At 70.2% G+C, this 21,984-nt stretch carries 19 protein-coding genes; 11 read left to right on the forward strand and 8 right to left on the reverse strand.

Going from position 1 to position 21,984, the window contains the following annotated elements:
• Positions 1 to 282: 282 nt before the first annotated feature.
• Complete coding sequence (locus LG391_RS23485) at positions 283 to 1,239, forward strand: alpha/beta fold hydrolase (protein WP_225770472.1); 957 nt, start codon at positions 283 to 285, stop codon at positions 1,237 to 1,239.
• A gap of 1 nt (position 1,240) precedes the next feature.
• Here LG391_RS23485 and LG391_RS23490 read toward each other — a convergent pair whose 3' ends face one another.
• The 5 genes from LG391_RS23490 to LG391_RS23510 form a co-directional block, all read right to left on the reverse strand.
• On the reverse strand, positions 1,241 to 2,452 hold the full coding sequence (locus LG391_RS23490; protein WP_225770473.1) for an adenylate/guanylate cyclase domain-containing protein: 1,212 nt from the start codon (positions 2,450 to 2,452) through the stop codon (positions 1,241 to 1,243).
• A 156-nt stretch (positions 2,453 to 2,608) separates the two neighbouring features.
• Complete coding sequence (gene dgcA, locus LG391_RS23495; protein ID WP_225770474.1) at positions 2,609 to 3,595, reverse strand: N-acetyl-D-Glu racemase DgcA; 987 nt, start codon at positions 3,593 to 3,595, stop codon at positions 2,609 to 2,611.
• Positions 3,592 to 4,605: an N-acetyltransferase DgcN gene (gene dgcN / locus LG391_RS23500; protein ID WP_225770475.1), complete on the reverse strand. Its 1,014-nt coding sequence runs from the start codon at positions 4,603 to 4,605 to the stop codon at positions 3,592 to 3,594. Before dgcN ends, dgcA begins: the two co-directional genes overlap by 4 nt.
• 77 nt (positions 4,606 to 4,682) lie before the next feature.
• A complete protein-coding gene (locus tag LG391_RS23505) occupies positions 4,683 to 6,437 on the reverse strand; it encodes a DUF6600 domain-containing protein (protein WP_225770476.1) in 1,755 nt (584 codons plus the stop codon).
• A 152-nt stretch (positions 6,438 to 6,589) separates the two neighbouring features.
• Positions 6,590 to 7,141: a putative glycolipid-binding domain-containing protein gene (locus tag LG391_RS23510; RefSeq protein WP_225770477.1), complete on the reverse strand. Its 552-nt coding sequence runs from the start codon at positions 7,139 to 7,141 to the stop codon at positions 6,590 to 6,592.
• 251 nt (positions 7,142 to 7,392) lie between these two features.
• Here LG391_RS23510 and LG391_RS23515 point away from each other — a divergent pair, with 251 nt between their 5' ends.
• From LG391_RS23515 to LG391_RS23560, 10 genes are all read left to right on the forward strand, one after another.
• A complete protein-coding gene (locus LG391_RS23515; protein ID WP_225770478.1) occupies positions 7,393 to 8,751 on the forward strand; it encodes an NAD(P)-dependent oxidoreductase in 1,359 nt (452 codons plus the stop codon).
• A 38-nt stretch (positions 8,752 to 8,789) separates the two neighbouring features.
• Positions 8,790 to 9,053 (forward strand): type II toxin-antitoxin system Phd/YefM family antitoxin, encoded by a 264-nt coding sequence (locus LG391_RS23520; RefSeq protein ID WP_225770479.1) that lies wholly within the window; start codon positions 8,790 to 8,792, stop codon positions 9,051 to 9,053.
• Complete coding sequence (locus LG391_RS23525) at positions 9,043 to 9,501, forward strand: PIN domain-containing protein (protein ID WP_225770480.1); 459 nt, start codon at positions 9,043 to 9,045, stop codon at positions 9,499 to 9,501. Before LG391_RS23520 ends, LG391_RS23525 begins: the two co-directional genes overlap by 11 nt.
• A gap of 69 nt (positions 9,502 to 9,570) precedes the next feature.
• Entirely contained in the window at positions 9,571 to 10,851 is a 1,281-nt protein-coding gene (gene preA, locus LG391_RS23530; protein ID WP_225770481.1) for an NAD-dependent dihydropyrimidine dehydrogenase subunit PreA, read from the forward strand.
• Positions 10,852 to 10,959: 108 nt separating this feature from the next.
• Positions 10,960 to 11,475: a hypothetical protein gene (locus LG391_RS23535; protein WP_225770482.1), complete on the forward strand. Its 516-nt coding sequence runs from the start codon at positions 10,960 to 10,962 to the stop codon at positions 11,473 to 11,475.
• Between the two features lie 42 nt (positions 11,476 to 11,517).
• Positions 11,518 to 12,774, forward strand: a complete 1,257-nt coding sequence (locus LG391_RS23540; RefSeq protein WP_225770483.1) for a Zn-dependent hydrolase — start codon at positions 11,518 to 11,520, stop codon at positions 12,772 to 12,774.
• Between the two features lie 4 nt (positions 12,775 to 12,778).
• Positions 12,779 to 13,606, forward strand: a complete 828-nt coding sequence (locus LG391_RS23545) for an ABC transporter ATP-binding protein (protein WP_225770484.1) — start codon at positions 12,779 to 12,781, stop codon at positions 13,604 to 13,606.
• Between the two features lie 223 nt (positions 13,607 to 13,829).
• Complete coding sequence (locus LG391_RS23550) at positions 13,830 to 14,750, forward strand: ABC transporter permease (protein ID WP_225770485.1); 921 nt, start codon at positions 13,830 to 13,832, stop codon at positions 14,748 to 14,750.
• Complete coding sequence (locus LG391_RS23555) at positions 14,747 to 15,700, forward strand: ABC transporter permease (protein WP_225770486.1); 954 nt, start codon at positions 14,747 to 14,749, stop codon at positions 15,698 to 15,700. Before LG391_RS23550 ends, LG391_RS23555 begins: the two co-directional genes overlap by 4 nt.
• Before the next feature lie 31 nt (positions 15,701 to 15,731).
• Positions 15,732 to 16,736 (forward strand): ABC transporter substrate-binding protein, encoded by a 1,005-nt coding sequence (locus LG391_RS23560; protein WP_225770487.1) that lies wholly within the window; start codon positions 15,732 to 15,734, stop codon positions 16,734 to 16,736.
• 50 nt (positions 16,737 to 16,786) lie between these two features.
• Here the strand turns inward: LG391_RS23560 and LG391_RS23565 are convergent, their stop codons facing one another.
• The 3 genes from LG391_RS23565 to LG391_RS23575 form a co-directional block, all read right to left on the reverse strand.
• Positions 16,787 to 19,339 (reverse strand): calcium-binding protein, encoded by a 2,553-nt coding sequence (locus LG391_RS23565; protein WP_225770488.1) that lies wholly within the window; start codon positions 19,337 to 19,339, stop codon positions 16,787 to 16,789.
• 460 nt (positions 19,340 to 19,799) lie between these two features.
• On the reverse strand, positions 19,800 to 20,084 hold the full coding sequence (locus LG391_RS23570; protein ID WP_225770489.1) for a hypothetical protein: 285 nt from the start codon (positions 20,082 to 20,084) through the stop codon (positions 19,800 to 19,802).
• A gap of 78 nt (positions 20,085 to 20,162) precedes the next feature.
• The gene (locus LG391_RS23575) at positions 20,163 to 21,869 is read right to left on the reverse strand and encodes a calcium-binding protein (protein WP_225770490.1); all 1,707 of its coding nucleotides are present in this window, start codon (positions 21,867 to 21,869) and stop codon (positions 20,163 to 20,165) included.
• Positions 21,870 to 21,984: the final 115 nt, after the last annotated feature.

Consider the following 21,984-nt stretch of genomic DNA (forward strand, 5'->3'; position numbering starts at 1 on the left):
ATGCCGGCCCAAGCCCTCTATTCTCCCCCTCCCCTTGCGGGAGGGGTAGGGGGGGGTGTCGATGACGGGCGGCGATGCGAGGAGATCCGGGATCGCCGCCAGGCTGCGACGATTTTCCGACAAGGGCCTTGCTGCACCAACCCCTCCCCCTACCTCCTCCCGCAAGGGGAGGGGGAGGATAGGAGGGCGGGTCGGCGACCAAGCATCTGCCGGCCTCTTGCCCGTCTCCTCGCCTGCCTCACCCTCCTCCTGGTCGCCGCCTGCGGGGCGATGGTCCAGCCGATGGGTGTCTCGAACGGGACGCCGCGGCTGGAGGCCGACGCGGTGATCGCGGCCGATGGCTACCGCCTGCCGCTGCGGCGCTGGGGGCCGGTCGACAAGCCGCGCGCGGTGGTGCTGGCGCTGCACGGCTTCAACGAATACGGCCGCGCCTTCGACGATCCGGCCAGGTTCTGGGGCCAGCTCGGCATCGCCACCTACGCCTATGACCAGCGCGGCTTCGGCGACACCGCCCAGCGCGGCATCTGGCCGGGGGCGGAGACGCTGGCCGCCGACGCCGCCACGGCGCTGCAGCTGCTGGAGGCGCGCCATCCCGGCGTGCCGGTCTATCTGCTGGGCGAGAGCATGGGCGGCGCCGTCGCGATCCTGACCGCGACCGGGCCGCACCATCCGCCGATGGCCGGGCTGATCCTGTCCGCCCCGGCCACCTGGGGCCGGCAGAGCATGGCCACGATCCCGCGGGTGGCCCTGTGGCTGACCCGCCGGCTGATCCCGGCGATGACCTTCACCGGGCGCAACCTCGGCGTCCAGGCCAGCGACAACGTGCCGATGCTGGTCGCGCTCGGACGCGACCCGCTCTACATCCGGGCGACCCGGGTCGACGCGATCGACGGGCTGGTCGACCTGATGGGCCGCGCCTCCGATGCGGCGGCGGAGATTTCGGAACCGACCCTGGTGCTGCTGGGCGAGCACGAGCAGGTGCTGGCGCCGGCCTCGGTCAACCTGCTGCTGCGCCGCCTGCCGCGGCGGCCGGACCTGGTCGTCGCCTCCTACAGCCGCGGCTGGCACTGGCTGCTGCGCGACCTCGGCCGCCGCACGCCGCAGCGCGACATCGCCGACTGGATGCTGCATCCGGGGCCCGACCTGCCCTCGGGCGCGGAAATCCGCGGCGAGGCCCGGCGGGCGCTGGCGGACGGGACGGTCCTGGGGTCCGACCTGCAGGCGTCCGGCGGGGGCTGACCTACTCGGCGGCCGCCTCGGCCTCGGCCGGGAGCGGCAGGCGCACCGGGCTGAACACCTCCTGCTCCTCCGACACGCCGCGCAGGCTGAACCGGCCCATCGGCTCGGCCTCCACCCCGGCGGCGCGGCGGAAGGCATCGGTCATCAGCGGCCGGCGGCCGGTGATGCGGCACAGCGCCTCGACCCGGCTGGCCAGGTTGACCGCGGGGCCGATCACGGTGAAGTCCAGCCGGTCGGCAGCGCCGATGTTGCCGTACATCACCTCGCCGATATGCAGCGACAGCCCGTAATCGAGCGCCGGCCGGCCCTCCTCGACCCGCTTCGCGTTCAGCGCGGCCATGCCGTGCTCGGCCACCGCGGCGGCGGTCAGGGCCTTGGTCGCGGCGTCCTGCACGCCCTGCTCCTCATCCACCGGGAAGATCGCCAGCATGGCGTCGCCAATGAACTTCAGGATCTCGCCGCCGGATTCCTGCACCGCCGCGGCCATCGTCTCGAAATAGCTGTCGAGCGAGGCGACGATCTCCTCGCGCCCGACCTTCTCGCTCATCGCCGTGAAGTCGCGCAGGTCGCAGTACCAGATCGCGGCGTGCAGCGATTCCGACATGCCCCGGCGGATCTGGCCATTCAGAATGCGGGCGCCGGCGTCGTGGCCGACATAGGTGTCCAGGAGGTCGACCGCGGTGGCGCGCAGGGTGTGGATCTCGATCAGCCGGGTCAGCACCGGCATCAGCCGGTCGATCTTGGCCAGGGCCTCCTCGCTGAACCCGCCCTCCTCGCGCGTGGCGAAGGAGATGGCGGAGCGGCGCCCGCTGGTGAAGCCGAGGCCGAACAGGGCGTAGTCGGTCAGCCCTTCGTCGCGGAACTCGACCAGCACCGGGAAGTCCAACTGCGCCTTCGGGCCGGTCAGCCGGCGGCGCACCGCGTCCGCCCCCTCCTCGATCACCACGCGGATCGGGCTCTCCAGATATTCGGGCGCGTTCCGGTTCTCCCACAGGCCGCGGCGGCGCTCGATCGCGCCGGTGCCGCGCCAGATATAGGCGGTGCCGAAATAGAGCGGGTGGAGGGCCGGGATGATCGCCAAGCCGCGCGCGACCGGGACGTTCTCGGCGACCAGGCGGTTGCAGAATTCCTCGAGCAGCTGGCCGGTGTCACGGATGCTCGGCGCCTCGTAGAGCAGCCAGTCCAGCGCGGGTGAGCCGGTACAGCTCGTCATCGGATGGTCTTTCTCGATCACGACGCCCATGGTCCGCCCCTCGCAGCACAGCCTCCTTCATCTAGGGGCATGGCGTCCAGATTTCGAGTCGAGCCTCTTACCAATGAAAGGAAAAGCTGCCTTGCACGGCGAGCCGGAGCGGGAGCCGATCCCGCCTCAGCCCCACAGCGCCGGCTCCGGCGGGTACACCGTGGCGCCGTCATAGCGCAGGGCAGGATCGTGGTCCTGGGCCAGCAGCAGCGGCCCGTCGAGGTCCACCACCTCCGCCCCCTGCGCCACCAGCGTCGCCGGCGCCATGGCGAGGGAGGAGGCGACCATGCAGCCGACCATCACGGCGAAGCCGCGCTCGCGGGCTGCGGCACGCAGCCGCAGCGCCTCGGTCAGGCCGCCGGCCTTGTCCAGCTTGATGTTGACCATGGCGTATTTGCCGGCGCAGCGGTCCAGGCTGGCGGTGTCGTGGCAGCTCTCGTCGGCGCAGAGCGGGATCGGGCTCGCGAAGCCCAGCAGCGCGTCGTCCTCGGACGCCTTCAGCGGCTGCTCGATCACCTCGACGCCGAGCGCGGCGAAGGCCGGGCCGAAGCGCTCGAGATGGCCGATCGACCAAGCCTCGTTGGCGTCGACCACAAGCCGGCTGGCCGGCGCGTTCTCCCGCACCGCCTGCACCCGCTCCAGGTCGCCGTCGCCGGTCAGCTTCAGCTTCAACAGCGGCCGGTGCGCCGACTGCCGCGCCGCCTCGCCCATCTTCTCCACCGTGTCCAGGCTCAGCGTGTAGACGGTGGTGACCGGGCCGGGCTCCGGGAGGCCGGCCACGGCCCAGGCCGGCACCCCGGCCAGCTTGGCCTCCAGGTCCCACAGCGCGCAGTCGACCGCGTTGCGGGCCGCGCCCGGCGGCAGCAGCGCCTCCAGCCCCGGCCGGTCGGCGCCGTCGGCGATGGCCTGGGCCACGCTCTCGATCTGGGCGGTCACGCTCTCCAGGCTCTCGCCGTAGCGGGCATAGGGCGTGCATTCGCCGCGGCCGACAGCACCGCCGGCGGCGATCTCGGCGATCAGCGTCCGCGCCTCGGTGCGGCTGCCGCGCGAGATGGTGAAGACGCCGCGGATCGGCCACACCGCCTGCCGGACCGAGAGGATTCGGCCGATCACGCGTGCACCGGGGCCGGCAGCCGGTCGACGATGGCGGCGACGCCGGTGCGCACCGGGTCGACCGTCGGCAGGCCGAAGCGGTCCTCCGCCTCCTTCAGCGCCCGCTCCGCCGCCTGCGGGTCCAGCGCCGAGGTGTTGAAGGCAAGACCGACGACCTTCGCGTCCGGATTGGTCAGCCGGGCGCAGCGCTCGTTCAGGGCGATGCAGTCGGCCAGGTCGGGGAGGGGGAAGTTCGGCAGGCCGCGCATATGCGGCCGCCCGGGCTCATGGCACATCACCAGCGCCTCGGCCTGGGCGCCGTGCAGCAGGCCCAGCGACACGCCGGCGTAGGAGGCGTGGAACAGCGACCCCTGGCCCTCGATCAGGTCCCAATGGTCGGTCTCGGCCTCCGGCGCCAGCCATTCGGTGGCGCCGGAGATGAAGTCGGCCACCACGGCGTCGACCGAGACGCCGCCGCCGGCGATCAGGATGCCGGTCTGGCCGGTGGCGCGGAAATCCGCCTTGAAGCCGCGGGCCTTCATCTCGCGCTCCAGCGCCAGCGAGGTGAACATCTTGCCGACCGAACAGTCGGTGCCGACGGTCAGCAGGCGCCGGCCGCGGCGCGGCACGCCGGTGGCGACGTCGAAGTCGCGGTCTGGGTGGCGCACGTCGAACAGGCTGCGGCCCAGCGCCCGGGCGCGCGCCGCCACCGCCGGCAGGTCGGCGATGCGGCTGTGCAGGCCCGAGGCGATGTCCATGCCGAGCTCCAGCGCCCGCAGCATGGTGTCCTGCCAGGCCTCGGAGATCCGGCCGCCGCGGTTGGCCACGCCGATGATCAGCGTCTGGGCGCCCTGCGCCGCCGCCTCCTCCAGCGTCAGGTCGGGCAGGCCGCAGGTGGCACGGCAGCCGTCCAGCCGAAGCTGGCCGACGCAGACCTCACGGCGCCACTGGGCCACGCCATAGGCGGTCTTGGCGGCGAGCTGGTCGGGGGCATCCCCGAGGAACAGCAGATAGGGACGCCTGATATCCACGATGCGGGCTCCTCACCAACGGTCGCCGCGAGTGTAGCGGGAATCCGGGGGCAGGCCAGGACCGCGGCTTCGGGACGTCATAACCGGCGGTGAGGGTCCGCGCGGTCAGGTCTGGTCCTGCTGCTGCCGCTTGTCGGGCGGTGGCGGGGGCGGCGGGCCGGCGGAGGCGGCGGCCGTTGGCTGCGCTCCGGCAGCGGCGGATGCTGCTCCTGCGATGCGGGGCCGGGCCGGGCGGCGGCGCTCGGCGGTTCGGGTCCGCGCTGGCTGGGGGCGGGCAGGGGCGGATGCGCCGGCTGGGCCTGTGCGGTTCCGGCGGCGGGCGGCGTGCCGGTCGGCGCCACGGGCGACGGTCCGGTGGCCTGGGCCGGAGCGGCCGGGCCCGCCGCGCGGTCGATCGGCCGGGCCGGCTGGCTCGGCGCCGGCGGGCGGGGCCGGGTCGGGTCGGCTGCGGCCAGCGGCAGGTGGCCTCCCGGTCCGGGAGCCTCCGGTCCGCGGGAAAGCGCCGGATGCGGCGCCGGCGTCTGGCCGGCAGCCGGGCCCTCGGGATGCGGCAGGGCCGCGACCGGGGTCAGCCTGGCATGGTCCAGCTGGTCCGCCGCCACCGGCAGCGCCGCATGAGCCACCGGCTGGCGGCCGGCCAGGACCTGTGCCGGCACCACCGTGGCGAAGCGGCGGTTGGCGCCGTCCTCGACGATCGTGGTGGGACCGTTGTGGATGTTGGTGATCCGGTTGATCTGGACGTTCCGGATGTTGGTGACGTTCACGTTCCGGACATAGGTGTCGCTGACCCGGTAGGGCGGGCGGTAGATCTCGCCCGGGCCCAGCGGATACCAGCCGATCGGGTGGCTGTCGGCCGCCAGGGTGACGGCGGCGCCGACCGCCGCGCCGGCGAAGAAGCTGACCAGGGCGGGGGCGTAGACCGGATGCATCTCGACCGGGCCGGGCACCCAGCCCCAGCGGTCGTCGACATAGGCCCAGCGGCCGTAGTGGAACGGCGCGAAGCCCCAGGGCTGGTCGTCGATCCAGGTCCAGCCCCAGCGGCTGTCGTAGGACCACCGGCCATAGCGGTAGGGCACCCAGCCGGACGGGACGTCAGTCGGATACCAGATCGCGCCGGTGCCCGGCGTCTCGCGCCAAGTGCCGGCGGCGGCCAGGTCCTGCCAGCCGGTCATGGCGCGCGAGACGTAGCGCGGCGCCGTGTCCGCCGCCCGGATCCGGCCGTCGGCCCAGTCGTCCAGCGGGCTGCGGTCGGCCGATTGCGCCAGCGTGTAGCTGAACGGATCGCTGCCGCCGGCGACCACGCCGGTCTCGCCGCCCTGGATGTCGACTGGCCCGTCCGGCCCGCCGGCGATCTGCGCCTCGCCGGAGAACACCACCACCTGGGTCGGGTCCTGGGTGGTGCCGGCGTCGATGCGGTATTCGCCCGGCCGGTCCAGCGTGATCGTGCCGCGCGGGGTGTCAACCGTCCAGCTCTCGCCCGCCTGCAGGTCGGCGATGTCGATGTTGACCGATCCCTGGCCCAGCTGGGCGGCAAAGGCGCTGTCGTCCAGCTGCCGGATGTCCAGCTCGGCTTGGTCGCCGAGATGCAGCTCGGTCGGGCCGATCTCCAGCGCCGCCCGGGCCTGCGGCTCGGTCCACAGCGACATGCCGGAGGTCACCGGCTGGTTGCGGGCGGCCACCGCCCAGGGCTGGGCCGGGTCGAGGCGCAGCGACACCGCGCCGGAGATGTCGGCCAGCCGCCCGACCCGGGCCGGCGGATCGTCCGCCAACGCCGGGCCGACGCCGCAGAGCAGGGCCGCCGCGGCGATCCCCGCCAGGATCTGCGCTTTCATCCGTTCCTCCTCGGCCGCCGGCCACGCTGAGGGCCGGGCAGCCGGATGTCCCTGTCCGACGCATGCGTCCGCAGCGTCGGAAACTAGGCGACGGAGCGTTGCACGAGGCTGGCGCGGAGATGAACTCGGGGTGAGGTGCCGCCGCGGCGTCGTCACCCCACCCGGCGGTACAGGCCCGGATAATCCAGCACCAGCTCGTTGGCGTCGGTGCTGATCTCGGCGGCGAAGCCGCTGCCGTCCAGCGATTCGAACCGCCAGCGCCGCAGCGCCAGCGCGGTGTAGCGCTGCGGCGCGGCGAAGGGCGCCAGGTCCGGCAGCGCCAGATACGCCACCCGGATCTCGGCCGATTCGCCGGGCTGCAGCCCCAGCCGCCGGATCGGCAGCGTGTTGGTGAAGGGCGTCGCCACCAGGTCGACATCGATGCAGCCGTCCAGCTGCGGCAGCGGCGTGCCGTCGCCGGTGGTCCAGGCGCCGCCGCCATCGGCCAGAAGCCGCAGCCGACGGTCCCCGGCATGGTCGGTCACCGCCACCGACCGCACCCGCCATTCCGAATCCATCACCATGGCGTAGCTCAGCGCCCATTCGACGCCCTCGTCGCCACCGATCACCACGCTGTCGGCCTGGATCCAGGCGCCGCTGCGGTGCAGCCGCAGATGCTCCAGGCCGATGCCGTCGGCCGGGGCCCATCGGACATGTCGGTCCATGCGCCGTCTCCCGTGCGCTTGTTTCGCGTTCCCGAAACGTTCCTAGCACGATTCGGCTTCGCGCAACAACCGAGAATGATAGTGACTCTCAATTGAAAATAGAGTTGACCATTTGGTCAGGTTCTCGATACCGTTTCGGTCAGGAGAGGCTGGGCCGCGGCGAGAACCGGGAGAATCCGGGCGCGCCCATGACAGGACGGCCGAGGTCGACGGGCGGAGCGCCGGTCGGACCGGCCATCGGAGGCTGGGGAATGACGACGGGATCCGACATCGCGGCCGGGCGCCTCGGCGCCGAGCGCATCGCCGAGGACTTCGCGGAGATCCATCCGCCGCTCGACCGGCGCACCGCGCTGATCGAAGCCAGCCGCTGCTATTTCTGCTACGACGCGCCCTGCATCGAGGCCTGCCCGACCGGCATCGACATCCCGGCCTTCATCAAGGGCATCGCCACCGACAATGTGAAGGGCGCGGCGCAGACCATCCTGACCGCCAACATCATGGGCGGCATGTGCGCCCGGGTCTGCCCGGTCGAGGAGCTGTGCGAGGACGCCTGCGTCCGCAACCACCAGGAGGAGAAGCCGGTGGCGATCAGCGCCCTGCAGCGCTATGCCACCGACCATGTGTTCCTGCGCAACGAGCAGCTGTTCAGCCGCGCGCCGTCGACCGGCCGGCGTATCGCCGTGGTCGGCGCCGGCCCGGCCGGCCTCGCCTGCGCCCACCGCCTCGCCGTGCTGGGCCACGACGTCGTGGTGTTCGAGGCGAAAGAGAAGGCTGGCGGGCTGAACGAATACGGCCTCGCCGCCTACAAGATGGCGGACGGCTTCGCCCAGGCCGAGCTGGCCTACATCCTCGAGATCGGCGGCATCGAGATCCGCACCGGCATGGCGCTGGGCCGCGACGTGTCCCTGGGCGAGCTGCGCCGCGATTACGACGCCGTGTTCCTCGGCCTCGGCCACAACGCGGTCAACGCGCTCGGCTGCGACGGCGAGACCCTGGCCGGGGTGGAGAGCGCGGTCGACTTCATCGCCCGTCTGCGCCAGGCCGCGGACAAGCGGACGGTGCCGATCGGCCGCCGCGTGGTGGTGATCGGCGGCGGCAACACCGCGATCGACGCCGCCACCCAGGCCAAGCGGCTGGGGGCGGAGGAGGTGATGCTGGTCTACCGCCGCGGCGCCGAGCAGATGTCCGCCACCTGGAAGGAACAGGACTGGACGCAGGTCAACGGCGTCACCGTCCGGCACTGGGCGCAGCCGCGCCGCATCCTGGGCTGGCCGGCCAACGGCAAGGCCGCGTCGGTCAAGGAGGTCGAGTTCGAGCACACCCAGCTCGACGCCCAGGGCCGCCTGACCGGCACCGGCGACCGCTTCACCATCCTGGCCGATCAGGTCTTCACCGCCATCGGCCAGTACCTCGTGCCCTCCGCGTTCGCGAACGAGGCCGAGACGCTGGACATGGCCGGCAACCGCATCGCGGTGAACGAGGAGCGGCAGACCTCGCTGTCCGGCGTCTGGGCCGGCGGCGACTGCGTGCCGGGCCAGGACCTGACCGTCAGCGCCGTGCAGGACGGCAAGCTGGCGGCGCTGTCGATCGACCGGGCGCTGCGGCGCTGAATGTGCTACATTGGTAGTGCATTCGGAGGAGTAACGCCATGAACGACGGATCCAGCACCACCATCACCCTGCGCGAGGCCAATCAGGGCTTCGCCGAGATGATCCGCGCGGTCGAATCCGGCCAGGAGTTCGTCATCACCCGCCGCGGCGAGCCGGTGGCCCGGGTGGTGCCGGTGTCGCGCCGGCGCGTGCTGACCCCGTCGCAGCAGGCGGCGCTGGAGCGGACGCGGGCGCGCATGGCTCATGGATACCGCAGCGAATCGCCGGAGCCTTTCGACCGGGATGCGCTGCATGACCGATAGGCGGTTCACCCTGGACACCAACATCCTGATCCATGCGATCGACAGCGGCGAGGGCAATAAGCACAGCCGGGCGAGGGAGATCGTCGAGCGCGCCGCGCAGACGGATTGCGTTCTCGCGATCCAGGCGTTGGGGGAGTTCTATGTCACTTCGCAGCGCCGCCGCCTGTTGCCGGCGGCCGATGCCGCAGCCCAGGTCGCCGATTGGATGGAGCTGTTCGCGACCATGGCCCCGGCCACGGCGAACACCATGACGGCGGCGCGAGAAGCCGCCGCCGCGCGGTTCGGCTACTGGGATGCGATGCTGCTGTCGACCGCCGACAGCCATGGCTGCACCACGCTGCTGAGCGAAGACATGGCGGACGGCGTGACGCTGGGCGGCGTTACCGTGCGCAACCCGTTCCGGGGCGACCGGCTGCCGGACGAGATCGAGGCGCTGCTGACGGTTTGACCCGGCCGGCGCCGTCGGTCGGACGACAGGAAAGCGGCCGCAGAGCCGCGGGATCTTTTGGAGGCTTCGATGGCCGATCTGAGCAACGACTTCCTGGGGATCCGCTCCCCGAACCCGTACTGGCTGGCCTCGGCGCCGCCGACGGACAAGGAGTACAACGTCGTCCGCGCCTTCCGCGCCGGCTGGGGCGGGGTGGTGTGGAAGACGCTGGGCGAGGACCCGCCGGTGGTCAACGTCTCCTCCCGCTACGGCGCCGTCAGCTATAACGGCACCCGCGTCGCCGGCCTCAACAACATCGAGCTGATCACCGACCGGCCGCTGGAGCTCAACCTGCGCGAGATCAAGCAGGTCAAGCGCGACTGGCCGGACCGGGCACTGATCGTGTCGCTGATGGTGCCCTGCGAGGAGGCGAGCTGGAAGGCGATCCTGCCGCTGGTCGAGGACACCGGCGCCGACGGCATCGAGCTGAACTTCGGCTGCCCGCACGGCATGTCGGAACGCGGCATGGGCTCCGCCGTCGGCCAGGTGCCGGAATATGTCGAGATGGTCACCCGCTGGTGCAAGCAGCACTCGCGCATGCCGGTGATCGTCAAGCTGACGCCGAACATCACCAACATCCTGGGGCCGGCGCGGGCGGCGAAGCGCGGCGGCGCCGACGCGGTGTCGCTGATCAACACCATCCAGTCGATCGTGTCGATCGACCTCGACCTGATGGCGCCGACGCCGACGGTCGACGGCCTCGGTACCCATGGCGGCTATTGCGGCCCGGCGGTGAAGCCGATCGCGCTGCGCATGGTCGGGCAGATCGCGCGCGACCCGGAATGCCGGGGCATGGCGATCTCGGCGATCGGCGGCGTCTCGACCTGGCGCGACGCGGCGGAGTTCATGGCGCTGGGCGCCACCAACGTCCAGGTCTGCACCGCGGCGATGACCCACGGCTTCAAGATCGTCGAGGACATGGCGTCCGGCCTGGCCAACTGGATGGACGGCAAGGGCTATGCGACCACCCGCGCCTTCCAGGGGCTGGCTGTGCCGAACTTCGTCGAATGGCAGGATCTGAACATCAACTTCAAGTCGATCGCCCATATCGACCAGGACGCCTGCATCCAGTGCGGCAAGTGCTACATCGCCTGCGAGGACACCTCGCACCAGTCGATCTTCAAGCTGCGCACGCCGGAGGGGGCGCGGCGCTACGAGGTCAACGAGGCGGAGTGCGTCGGCTGCAACCTGTGCATGCATGTCTGCCCGGTCGACAACTGCATCACCATGCAGGCGGTCGACACCGGCCTGCCCTATCTGAACTGGCAGCACCACCCCAACAACCCCATGCGCAAGGATGCCGCCGAATAACCCCTGACTTTTGATGCGATTTGGCATCGTCGGCTCGGGAGCGATCGGTCATGATGGCGCCCTTCCGATCATTCGATACGAAAAGAAGCGAGGGGAATGATGGCTGTCATGCGACGCGCGGTGCTGGTGGGGATCATGGCCGCGGCGCTCGCCGGATGTGCCGGCAGCAAGGAGCCGGCATCCGGACCCGTGGCGGAAGCCAAGCTCGACGATTTCGCAGGCTCCTGGATCGGCGCCAGCCAGGAGGAGGTGCAGCGCGCCTCGGCGGTGATCGTGGAGCCACGGAGCGACGGCGGCTTCCGGCTGTTCTGGCGCAACGTCCAGGCCGGCCAGCCCGGCGACGGGCTGGAGTTCCGCGAGCGGGAGCTGTCCTTCCAGCCCTCGACCCGGCCGAACTTCTGGACCGCCACGGTCCCGGCCGACCGCGCCTATGCCACCGCCAGCCTGTCCGGCCCGACCCTGACGGTCGAGGTCGTCGGCACCACCCAGGAAGGCAAGGTCGAGCGCCAGCTCTACCGCCGCACCCTGGTCGACGGCTCCCATCTGAAGCTGGCCTATACCCGTGAGGTGGCGGGCCAGCCGGCCTCCACCATCGAGGCCGATTTCATCCGCAGGCCGGCCTGATCGGGAGATCGGGCCCGGATGTGACCTCAAGGACGTGTGACGATGCAGCAGAACATCCAGATCGATCCGCAGCGCCTCTGGGACGCGATCATGGAGACCGCCGAGTTCGGCAGGACCCCGAAGGGCGGGGTCAAGCGCCTGACCCTGACCGACCTGGACAAGCAGGTGCGGGACTGGTTCCGGCGGCAGTGCGAGGCGGTCGGCTGCACCGTCACCGTCGACGAGGTCGGCAACATGTTCGCCCGCCGGCCGGGCCGGGACAACTCGCTGCCGCCGATCTGCGTCGGCAGCCATCTCGACACCCAGCCGACGGGCGGCAAGTTCGACGGCATCCTCGGGGTCCTCTCAGGCCTCGAGCTGCTGCGCACCCTGCACGACACCGGCTACGAGACCAACGCGCCGATCGAGGTCATCAACTGGACCAATGAGGAGGGCTCCCGCTTCGCCCCGGCGATGCTGGCTTCCGGCGTCTTCGCCGGGGTGTTCACCAAGGAGTACGCCTACAGCCGCGAGGACCGCGACGGCCATCGCTTCGGCGAGGAGCTGGAGCGGATCGGCTACAAGGGTCCGGAGCCGGTCGGCCAGCGCAGGCTCGGCGCGCATTTCGAGCTGCATATCGAGCAGGGACCGATCCTCGAGGCCGAGGAGAAGGTGATCGGCGTCGTCACCGGCGTGCAGGGCATGCGCTGGTACGAGGTGACGGTGACCGGGCGCGAGAGCCATGCCGGCTCGACCCCGATGCGGCTGCGCCGCGACGCGCTGCGCGGCGCCGCCCGGATGATCGAGGCGGTGATCGCGGTCGGCGACGCCACGGCCGATGCGGTCGCCACGGTCGGCCTGGTCGAGGTGCGGCCGAACAGCCGCAACGTGATCCCGGGCGAGGTCTTCTTCACCATCGACTACCGCCACCCCGATGACGCGAAGATCGGGGTGATGGAGACCGAGGCGCGAGCGGCGATCGACCGGATCGCGGCCGAGCTGAAGCTCGAGGTCAAGGTCGAGGCGATCTGGGATTCGCCGGCAGTGAAGTTCGACCCGGCCTGCATCGACGCGGTCGAGGCGGCGGCGCGGGCGAACGGCTTCTCCCATCGCCGCATCGTCTCCGGTCCCGGGCACGATTCCGCCTATATCGCCCGGGTGGCGCCGACCGCGATGATCTTCGTGCCCTGCCGCGAGGGCATCAGCCACAACGAGGAGGAGAGCATCGAGTTCGACCACGCCGCCGCCGGGGCCAATGTGCTGCTGCGCGCCGTGCTCGACTACGACCGCTCGCTCGAACAGGCCGGAAAGGCGGGCTGAGGGCATGGCGGTGTCGGCGGTCCGGCCCGAGCAGCTTCCGAAAACGGCTTCCGCCGCGCCGCCGGTGGTCGAGGCCCGGCGCCTCGGCCTGACCTTCCAGACCGCCGACGCGCCGGTGGTGGCGCTGCAGGATGTCGACCTGACCATCGGCGAAGGCGAGTTCGTGTCGCTGATCGGCCCGTCCGGCTGCGGCAAGACCACGCTGATGCGGGTGGTGGCCGACCTGGTGCGGCCGACCGCCGGCTCGGTCACGGTGAACGGCATGTCGCCGGAACAGGCGCGGCTGGCCCGCGCGTATGGCTACGTCTTCCAGGCGCCGGCCCTCTACCCCTGGCGCAATGTCCGCCGCAATGTCGAGCTGCCGCTCGAGATCATGGGCGTGCCGGCGGCGGAGCGGCAGGAGCGGGCGCGGGCGGCGCTCGGCACCGTCGGGCTGGGCCAGTTCGAGAAGAAGTTTCCCTGGCAGCTCTCGGGCGGCATGCAGCAGCGCGTGTCGATCGCCCGTGCCCTCGGCTTCCAGCCCAAGCTGCTGCTGATGGACGAGCCCTTCGGCGCGCTCGACGAGATCACGCGCGACAACCTCAACGTCCATCTGCTGGACCTGTGGAACCGGACGAACCTGACGGTCATCTTCGTCACCCATTCGATCCCGGAGGCGGTGTTCCTGTCCTCCAAGATCGTGGTGATGTCGCCGCGGCCGGGCCGGATCCTCGACGTGATCGACAGCGACCTGCCGCGCCGGCGCGACCTCGACATCCGCGAGACCCCGGAATTCCTCGCCATCGCCCAGCAGGTCCGCGAGGGCCTGCGGGCCGGGCATTCCTACGAATGAGGCCGAGGGTGCGGTTGCGCATCGCGAGCGGCGGTCATCATTCACTCTCCCCCCCCTCGCGGGAGGGGCTAGGGAGGGGTGGCGCCGCAGGAGCGATCGTCAATCGCCGATCAGCGATGATCCGATTTTGGGCGGCCCGACGCCGGCCCTCTTCGATCGACAGCCCCTCCTACCCTCCCGCAAGGGGAGGGGGATTGTGGTTGTGCGTCCTCCTGAGGTCAGCATGACCGCCCTCGCCGACTCCCTCTCGGCGCGCCCGAACGTCTGGGCGCGGCTGAAGGGCGGGCGGGCGTTGCCGTTGGCCACGGTGCTCGGCGTGCTGCTGGTGGTCTGGTATCTCGCCTCCTTCTGGCTGAACGCGCCGGCGGCGGTGGAGCGGCTGAACCGCGCCGGGCCGGACTGGACCACCGCGCAGTTCTTCGAGGCGGTCTGGAAGCTGGACCGGCCGCTGCTGCCGACGCCGGACCAGGTGGCGGCCGATCTCTGGACCAACACCGTCGGCCGGCCGGTCACCAGCAACCGCAGCCTCGTCTACCATGCCTGGGTGACGATGAGCTCGACCCTGCTCGGCTTCGTGCTGGGCACGCTGCTCGGCATCGGGCTCGCCATCGGCATCGTCCATGTGCCGACGCTCGACCGGTCGCTGATGCCCTGGGTGATCGCCAGCCAGACCGTGCCGATCCTGGCGATCGCGCCGATGATCGTGGTCGTGCTCGGCAATCTCGGCCTCACCGGCGTGATCCCGAAATCGATCATCTCCGCCTATCTCAGCTTCTTCCCGGTCACCATCGGCATGGTCAAGGGCCTGCGCTCGCCCGACCCGCTGCAGCTCGACCTGCTGCGCACTTATTCCGCCAGCGGCGCCCAGGTGTTCTGGAAGCTGCGCTGGCCGGCCGCGGTGCCGTTCCTGTTCCCCAGCCTGAAGATCGGCATCTCGCTGGCCCTGGTCGGCGCCATCGTCGGCGAGCTGCCGACCGGCGCCCAGGCCGGCATCGGCGCCCGGCTCCTCACGGGTTCCTATTTCGGCCAGATGATCCAGCTGTGGTCGGCGCTGGTGATGGCGGCGCTGCTGGCGCTGCTCTGCGTCTTCGCCGTCACCCTGGCCGAGCGCGCCGTGATCGCCAGCCGCGGAGGGCGAGGATGAACGCGCGGGTGCTGCGCAGCCTGGGCTGGCTGCTCCTGGCGGTGGTCCTCGCGGGCTTCGTGCTGCGGTGGATCGATGCGGGCGGCGTGTTCGCCGCCGGCACCGCCTGGATCGCCCTGCCGATCGTCGCGGCCGTGGCGGCCGCCTGGGCGGCGCTGCGCGGGCTGTCGCCGGTCCCCGGCCGTGCCGCCGGCATCGCCGTGCCGGTCCTGTTCGGCGCCGTGCTGCTGTGGCTGTGGCAGGTGCTGGTCACGGGATTCCAGGTGCCGCAGATCCTGCTGCCGGCGCCGTCGCAGATCGCGGCGCGCTTCGCCGCCAGCACCGACACGCTGTGGGTCGATTTCGTCCAGACCTTCATCCGCTCGGCCATCCCGGGCTTCCTGATCGGCTCCGGCGCCGGCTTCCTGACCGCGGTGGCGATCGACCGGTCGCCCTTCCTGCAGCGCGGGCTGCTGCCGCTCGGCTCCGCCGTCTCGGCCATGCCGATCGTCGGCATCGCCCCGGTCATGATCATGTGGTTCGGCTTCGACTGGCACTCCAAGGCCGCCGTGGTCGTGGTCATGACCTTCTTCCCGATGCTGGTGAACGCGCTGGCCGGGCTGGAGGCCGCGGGGGCGATGGAGCGCGACCTGATGCGGTCCTACGCCGCCAGCTATCGGCAGACCCTGCTGAAGCTGCGGCTGCCGGGGGCGCTGCCCTTCATCTTCAACGCGCTGAAGCTGAACGCCACGCTGGCCCTGATCGGCGCCATCGTGGCGGAGTTCTTCGGCACCCCGATCTACGGCATGGGCTTCCGCATCTCGACCGAGGTGGCGCGGCTGAATGTCGACATGGTCTGGGCCACCATCCTGGTCGCGGCCGTCGCCGGCTCCGCCTCCTACGGGCTGCTTGCCCTGGTGGAGCGGGCGACGACCTTCTGGCACCCTTCGATGCGGGGCACGACGCACTGACAGGGCATCGAACGAACGGGAGAGGCTTCACATGAAAAAAACCATTCTGGGACTGGCCGCGATCGCAGCGGCGCTGGGCTTCGGCCCGGCGCAGGCGGCGGACCCCTTCACCATCCAGCTGAAATGGGTCACCCAGGCGCAGTTCGGCGGCTACTACGTCGCCGCCGAGAAGGGCTACTACACCGATGAGGGGCTGGACGTCACGATCAAGCCCGGCGGGCCGGACATCGCCCCGCCGCAGGTGATCGCGGCGGGCGGTGCCGACGTCATCGTCGAATGGATGCCGGCGGCGCTGGCGGCGCGCGAGAAGGGCGTGCCGCTGGTGAACGTGGCGCAGATCTTCAACCGCTCCGGCATGATGCTGACCTGCAAGAAGGACAGCGGCGTCACCTCGCCGGCCGATTTCAAGGGCAAGACCCTCGGCGTCTGGTTCGCCGGCAACGAGTATCCGTTCCTGTCCTGGATGGGCAAGCTGGGCCTGTCGACCTCGGGCTCGAACCCGGACGTCAAGGTGCTGCGCCAGGGCTTCAACGTCGACCCGCTGCTGCAGAACCAGGCGGCCTGCATCTCGACCATGATCTACAACGAGTACTGGCAGGTGATCGACGCCGGCGTGCCGGAGAGCGACCTGATCACCTTCTACTACGAGGACCAGGGCGTGGCGACGCTGGAGGACGGGCTCTACGCGCTCGACTCCAAGCTGAAGGACCCGGCCTATGTCGACCGGCTGGGCCGCTTCATCAAGGCCTCGGCCAAGGGCTGGGCCTATGCCAAGGCGCATCCGGACGAGGCCGGCAAGATCGTGGCCGAGGCCGACGCGTCGGGCGCCACCACCGACGAGGTGCAGACCCGCATGGCCGAGAACATCGCCAAGCTGATCACCGTGTCGGACGACAAGATCGGCTGGCTGGACCCCGAGGCGTACAAGCGCACCGTGCAGGTGCTGCTGTCCAGCAAGAGCGACCCGGTGATCACCAAGGACCCGGGCGACGCGGCCTGGACCCACGCCGCCTGGGACAAGGCGATGGGCAAGTAGCATCCGGCGGAGAAGGGCCGGCGAGAGCCGGCCCTTCTACTGTCCGCCGGCTACAGCACGAAGTCGGAGGCTTGAAGGCTGCCGACGTTGCTGAGCACGATGTTGAAGTCGGAGACGCCGTCGCCGTCGACGTCGCCGCCGATGACCGCGTCGGTGCCCGAGAGGGCGTATCGCAGCTGCCCGGCGACGCCGGTATAGGCGCCGGTGCCGATGAAGGCGAAGCTGCCGTTGCCGGCGCCGCCGCCATTGGCATTGATTGCCGACAGGTCGATGCGGTCGCCCTGGGCGTGGCTGAAATCGGTGATCCGGTCGGCATTGATCCGGCCCGCCGCGCTGTCTCCGCCGGTGAAGGCGAAGCGGTCGGCGCCGGCGCCGCCGGTCAGCAGGTCCTTTCCGGCCGCGCCGCGCAGGGTGTTGGCGGCGCTGCTGCCGATCAGGGTGTCGGCATGGGCAGATCCGTTGACGGCCTCGATCGAGACCAGGGGGTCGCCGGGGGCGGTGCCGCCGCTGCCGGTGCCGGCGGCGAGGTTGACCGTCACGCCCTTGGTGCTGTCGAAATAGCTGACGAGGTCGAAGCCGGCGCCGCCATCGAGGGTGTCGGCCCCGGCGCCGCCGCGGAGCACATCGTCGCCGACGCTGCCGCGCAGGGTGTTGGCGCCGCCACTGCCGATCAGGGTGTCGGCATAGGCGGAGCCGTTGACGGCCTCGATCGAGACCAGGGTGTCGCCCTGCGCGGTGCCGCCGCTGCCAGTGCCGGCGGCCAGGTCCACGGTCACGCCCTTGGTGCTGTCGGAATAGCTGGCGGTATCGGAGCCGGCGCCGCCGTCGAGGGTGTCGGCCCCGCCGCGGCCGGTGAGAACGTCGTTGTCGTCCAAGCCTCGAAGCACGTTGGCGCCACCATCTCCGCGAATAATGTCGTCGTAATACGTGCCGGTGACGTTCTCGACATTGACGTATTGGCCGGACTGCAGATCCGCCGAGGAGCCCAAGTGGACAAAATCGTTGCCCAGGGCAACGGTATCGATCCCCGCACCCCCGTCGAGAAATCTGGGGCTGTTCTGAACATAATCATCGCCACCGCCGGCGTATATTACATCACCATTGTAGAATGTATTGTTGCCGTTGTTGCCGAACAGGACATCATAGAGGTCGGTGCCGTTGATGCCGCTGGGAGTGGTCGAGGTGTCGAAGATGAAGTCGTCGGCACTCAGGCTATCCAGCGAGACGTTCTCGAGACGGATGAGCTCGTTGTTGGGCCAGGGCGGATCCGGGGGAAAAGTCTCCCACATGCCGTAGCCGAAGGTGATGACGACGTCGCTGCCGTCCTGCTCCATGAAGTGTTTCAGCGTGTCGAAGTCGGCGATGTGCAGGGCCGACAGGTCGATCTTGTCGCCGGCGTCGAAGTCGGTGACGGTGTCCTCGCCGAACTCGCGCGCGTCGTAGACGAAGATGTCGTTGCCGACGCCACCCGTCAGCGTGTCGTCGTCGCCCTTTCCTCCGGTGATCCGGTCGTCTCCGGCGCCGCCGATGAGGGTGTCGTCGAGCTCGCTGCCGATCAGGGTGTCGGCATGGGCCGAGCCGATGACGGTCTCGATCGAGTACAGGCGGTCACCATGCGCGGTGCCGCCGCTGCCAGCGCCGGCAGCGAGGTTTACCGTCGCGCCCTTCGTGCTGTCCGAGTAGCTGACGAGATCGGTGCCGCTGCCGCCGGAGAGAATGTCCGCCCCGGCGCCGCCGCGAAGGATGTCGTTGCCGCTGTTGCCATTCAGGGTGTTGTCTCCCGCGCTGCCCGTGAGCGTATCGGCATAGACGGAACCCGAGACGTCTTCGATGTCGTCGGCGATGCTGTCGCCCTGGGCATCGCCGCCGGCGGCGATGCCGCCGATGGTCACGGTGACGCCGGCGCTGCTGTGTCCGTAGCCGACGAGGTCGATGCCGTCGCCGCCCGAAAGGGTGTCCGCCCCGGCCCCACCTTCCAGGACGTCGTCGCCGGCTTCGCCGCGAATCACGTCGTTGCCGGCACCGCCAGACAGGAAGTTGTCCTCGGCGTTGCCGGTGAGAGTGTCGGCATAGGCCGAACCCGAGGCGTCTTCGATGTCGTCGGCGATGCTGTCGCCCTCGGCATCGCCGCCCGAGCCGGTGCCAAGGGCGAGGTTCACGGTCACGCCGGCGTTGCTGCCGGAATAGCTGGCGATGTCGGACCAGCCGAATCCGCCGTCGAGGGTATCGGCTCCGGCGCCGCCGACCAGCCAATCATCCCCGTTGCCGCCGCGCAGCATATTGTCTCCGGCGCTGCCGACCAGCGTGTCGGCGCGGGCCGAACCGCGAACATGTTCGATATCGGCAATGGTGTCGCCTTCGGCATCGCCGCCGGAAACGACACCCGTGGCGAGATTGACCCTCACGCCTTGAGCGCTGTCGCCGTAGCTGATGGTGTCGAAGCCTTCACCGCCGTCGAGGACGTCCGCCCCGGCGCCGCCGATCAGCTGATCGTCGCCGGCTTCGCCTTGGAGAGTGTCGTCGCCGGCGTAGCCATAAATCTCGTCGGCCTGAGCCGTCCCGGGAAGGACGTCGTCGCCGGAGGTTCCGTCAATACGCGCCATGCCTCTGTCCCCCTGTGGCACCGCAGTTGGAGGCGGGGCTGGTGTTCGACCCGCTCCAGTCCGTAGCAGTTTCGATAATTGCGTTCATCTGCAACTCTAGCCGATGTCGTGCGGCCGGCACCGGGTCGGTTCCGTTACAAGACGAAATCGGAGGCCTGCAGGCTGCTCACGTTGCTCAGCACGATGTTGAAGTCGGAAATGCCGTCGCCGTCGGTGTCGCCGCCGATCACGGCGTCGCTGCCGATGACGTCGTAGCGCAGCTGGCCGGCGACGCCGGTATAGGCCGCGGTGCCGATGAAGGTGAAGCTGCCGGCGCCGCTGCCGTCGGCGTCGATCGGCGACAGGTCGATCTGGTCGCCCTGGACGGAGCTGAAATCGGTGATCCGGTCGGCATTGGCCTCCCCCGCTGCGCTGTCGCCGACGGCGGCGAAGACGAAGCGGTCGGCACCGCCTCCGCCGGTCAGCCGATCAGAGTGTCGGCATGGGCGGAGCCGTGGACCCGTTCGATCGAGACCAGGGTGTCGCCGGTGGCGGTGCCGCCGCTGCCGGTGCCGGTGGCCAGGTTCACCCTCACGCCCGCGGCGCTGTCGAAGTAGGAGACGATGTCGCTGCCGTCCCCGCCATCGAGGATGTCGGCCCCGCCGAGGCCGTTGAGGGTATCGTTTCCGCCGAGACCGCGGATGCGGTCGTCTTCCTGTGAGCCCCGGATGATGTCGTCGCCATCGGTTCCGTCGAAGTCAGGCATGGTCTCCTCCTTGGGCGGTTGGGAGGCGGGCGTCCGCGGGAACGGCTGTCCTCGTGAACGCCCCCTCGATCGATGGAGCTACAGCACGAAGTCGGCTTCCTGCAGGCTGCCGACGTGGCTCAGCACGATGTTGAAGTCGGAGAAGACGCCGTCGCCATCGATGTCGCCGCCGATGACCACATCGGTGCCGGAGACGGCATAACGCAGTTGGCCGGCGACCCCGGTGTAGGCGGCGGTGCCGATGAAGGTGAAGCTGCCGTTGCCGGCTCCGTCGCCATTGGCGTCGATCGTCGACAGGTCGATCTTGTCCCCCTGGGCGCGGCTGAAATCGGTGATCCGGTCGGTGTAGGTCCGGTCCCACGAGCTGTCGCGCGCATCGGTGAAGACGAAGCGATCGGCGCCGCCTCCGCCGGTCAGAACATCCTTTCTCCAGCCGCCGGCCAGGATATCGGCGGCGGCGCTGCCGATCAGGGTGTCGTCGTAGGCCGAGCCGTTGACGCCCTCAATGGAAACCAGGGTGTCGCCGGTGGCGGTGCCGCCGCTGGCAATGCCGGTGGCCAGGTTCACCGTCACGCCCTTGGTGCTGTCGGCGTAGCTGGCGGTGTCGACGCCGTTGCCGCCGTCGAGGGTGTCTGCCCCGGCGCTGCCCTGCAGTACATTGTCACCGCTGTTGCCGATCAGGGTGTCGGCGTAGGCCGAGCCGTTGATGCCTTCGATGGAGACCAGGGTGTCGCCGGTGGCGTCGCCGCCGCTGACGATGCCGGTGGCCAGATTCACCGTCACGCCCGCGTTGCTCTCGGTGTAGCCGACGGTGTCGAAGCCGCCGCCGCCGTCGAGGATGTCCGCCCCAGCTTCGCCGCGGAGGACATCGTTGCCGTCGTTCCCGCGCAGGGTGTTGGCGTCGCTTTTGCCGATCAAGGCGTCGCTGTAGGCGGAGCCCTCGACCGCTTCGATATCGAGCAGACTGTCCCAATGGGCCGCCCCGCCCCGGCCGTGACCGGTGGTCAGGTCCACCGTCACGCCCTCGGTGCTGTTGGCGTAGCTGACGGTGTCGAAGCCGTCGTCGCCGATGAGGGAGTCGTTCCCGCCGCTGCTGTCGAAGTCGACGAGGGTGTCATTCCCGTCGCCACCGGCGAGCAAGTCGCCGCCGCTGCCGGCGATGAGTATGTCGTTCCCTCTGCCGCCTCCGAGGGTATCGCCTCCCCCATAGCCTTCGAGGACGTCATCGCCATCATCGCCGTCCAGGACGTTGTCGGCAGCGCTGCCGAGCAGGATGTCGGCATAGGCGGAGCCTCTGACCGCCTCGATCGAGATCAGGCGGTCGCCGAATGCGGTCCCGGCGGTGCCGCGACCGCTGGCCAGATTCACCGTCACGCCCTTGATGCTGTCGGCGTAGCTGACGGTGTCGAAGCCTTCACCGCCGTCGAGGGTGTCGGCCCCGGCGCCGCCGCGCAGTGTGTCGGCGGCGGTGCTGCCGAGCAGGATGTCGGCATAGGCGGAGCCCTCGACCGCCTCGATCGAGATCAGGCGATCGCCGAATGCGGTTCCGGCGGTGCCGCGACCGCTGGCCAGATTCACCGTCACGGCCTTGATGCTGTCGGCGTAGCTGACGGTGTCGAAGCCGGCTCCGCCGTCGAGGGTGTCCGCCCCGGCGCCGCCGATCAGCCGATCGTCGTGGGCTTTGCCCTGCAGCGTGTCGTCGCCGGCATAGCCATGGATCTCGTCGGCCTGATCCGTACCATGCAGGATGTCGTCATCGAGAGTTCCGTCGATCCGATTCGCCATGCTTCTCTCCCCCTGTGGCACACCATCAGGAGACGCGAACCGGGACTCGCTCCGGTTCCCGTCAGCAGCAGTTCCGAGAATCGCTTCCCATCGCGATGATACACGGTGCCGGGAA

It is taken from the genome of Inquilinus sp. Marseille-Q2685, assembly GCF_916619195.1.
GTDB lineage: Bacteria > Pseudomonadota > Alphaproteobacteria > DSM-16000 > Inquilinaceae > Inquilinus.

What these genes read in the sequence shown, in the direction of transcription:
- LG391_RS23485 (WP_225770472.1), top strand. Translation starts at nt 283, where the DNA reads ATGGGTGTCTCGAACGGGACGCCGCGGCTGGAGGCCGACGCGGTGATC.
- LG391_RS23490 (WP_225770473.1), bottom strand. Translation starts at nt 2,452, where the DNA reads ATGACGAGCTGTACCGGCTCACCCGCGCTGGACTGGCTGCTCTACGAG.
- LG391_RS23505 (WP_225770476.1), bottom strand. Translation starts at nt 6,437, where the DNA reads ATGAAAGCGCAGATCCTGGCGGGGATCGCCGCGGCGGCCCTGCTCTGC.
- LG391_RS23510 (WP_225770477.1), bottom strand. Translation starts at nt 7,141, where the DNA reads ATGGACCGACATGTCCGATGGGCCCCGGCCGACGGCATCGGCCTGGAG.
- LG391_RS23515 (WP_225770478.1), top strand. Translation starts at nt 7,393, where the DNA reads ATGACGACGGGATCCGACATCGCGGCCGGGCGCCTCGGCGCCGAGCGC.
- LG391_RS23520 (WP_225770479.1), top strand. Translation starts at nt 8,790, where the DNA reads ATGAACGACGGATCCAGCACCACCATCACCCTGCGCGAGGCCAATCAG.
- LG391_RS23525 (WP_225770480.1), top strand. Translation starts at nt 9,043, where the DNA reads ATGACCGATAGGCGGTTCACCCTGGACACCAACATCCTGATCCATGCG.
- preA (WP_225770481.1), top strand. Translation starts at nt 9,571, where the DNA reads ATGGCCGATCTGAGCAACGACTTCCTGGGGATCCGCTCCCCGAACCCG.
- LG391_RS23535 (WP_225770482.1), top strand. Translation starts at nt 10,960, where the DNA reads ATGCGACGCGCGGTGCTGGTGGGGATCATGGCCGCGGCGCTCGCCGGA.
- LG391_RS23540 (WP_225770483.1), top strand. Translation starts at nt 11,518, where the DNA reads ATGCAGCAGAACATCCAGATCGATCCGCAGCGCCTCTGGGACGCGATC.
- LG391_RS23545 (WP_225770484.1), top strand. Translation starts at nt 12,779, where the DNA reads ATGGCGGTGTCGGCGGTCCGGCCCGAGCAGCTTCCGAAAACGGCTTCC.
- LG391_RS23550 (WP_225770485.1), top strand. Translation starts at nt 13,830, where the DNA reads ATGACCGCCCTCGCCGACTCCCTCTCGGCGCGCCCGAACGTCTGGGCG.
- LG391_RS23555 (WP_225770486.1), top strand. Translation starts at nt 14,747, where the DNA reads ATGAACGCGCGGGTGCTGCGCAGCCTGGGCTGGCTGCTCCTGGCGGTG.
- LG391_RS23560 (WP_225770487.1), top strand. Translation starts at nt 15,732, where the DNA reads ATGAAAAAAACCATTCTGGGACTGGCCGCGATCGCAGCGGCGCTGGGC.
- LG391_RS23565 (WP_225770488.1), bottom strand. Translation starts at nt 19,339, where the DNA reads ATGGCGCGTATTGACGGAACCTCCGGCGACGACGTCCTTCCCGGGACG.
- LG391_RS23570 (WP_225770489.1), bottom strand. Translation starts at nt 20,084, where the DNA reads ATGCCTGACTTCGACGGAACCGATGGCGACGACATCATCCGGGGCTCA.
- LG391_RS23575 (WP_225770490.1), bottom strand. Translation starts at nt 21,869, where the DNA reads ATGGCGAATCGGATCGACGGAACTCTCGATGACGACATCCTGCATGGT.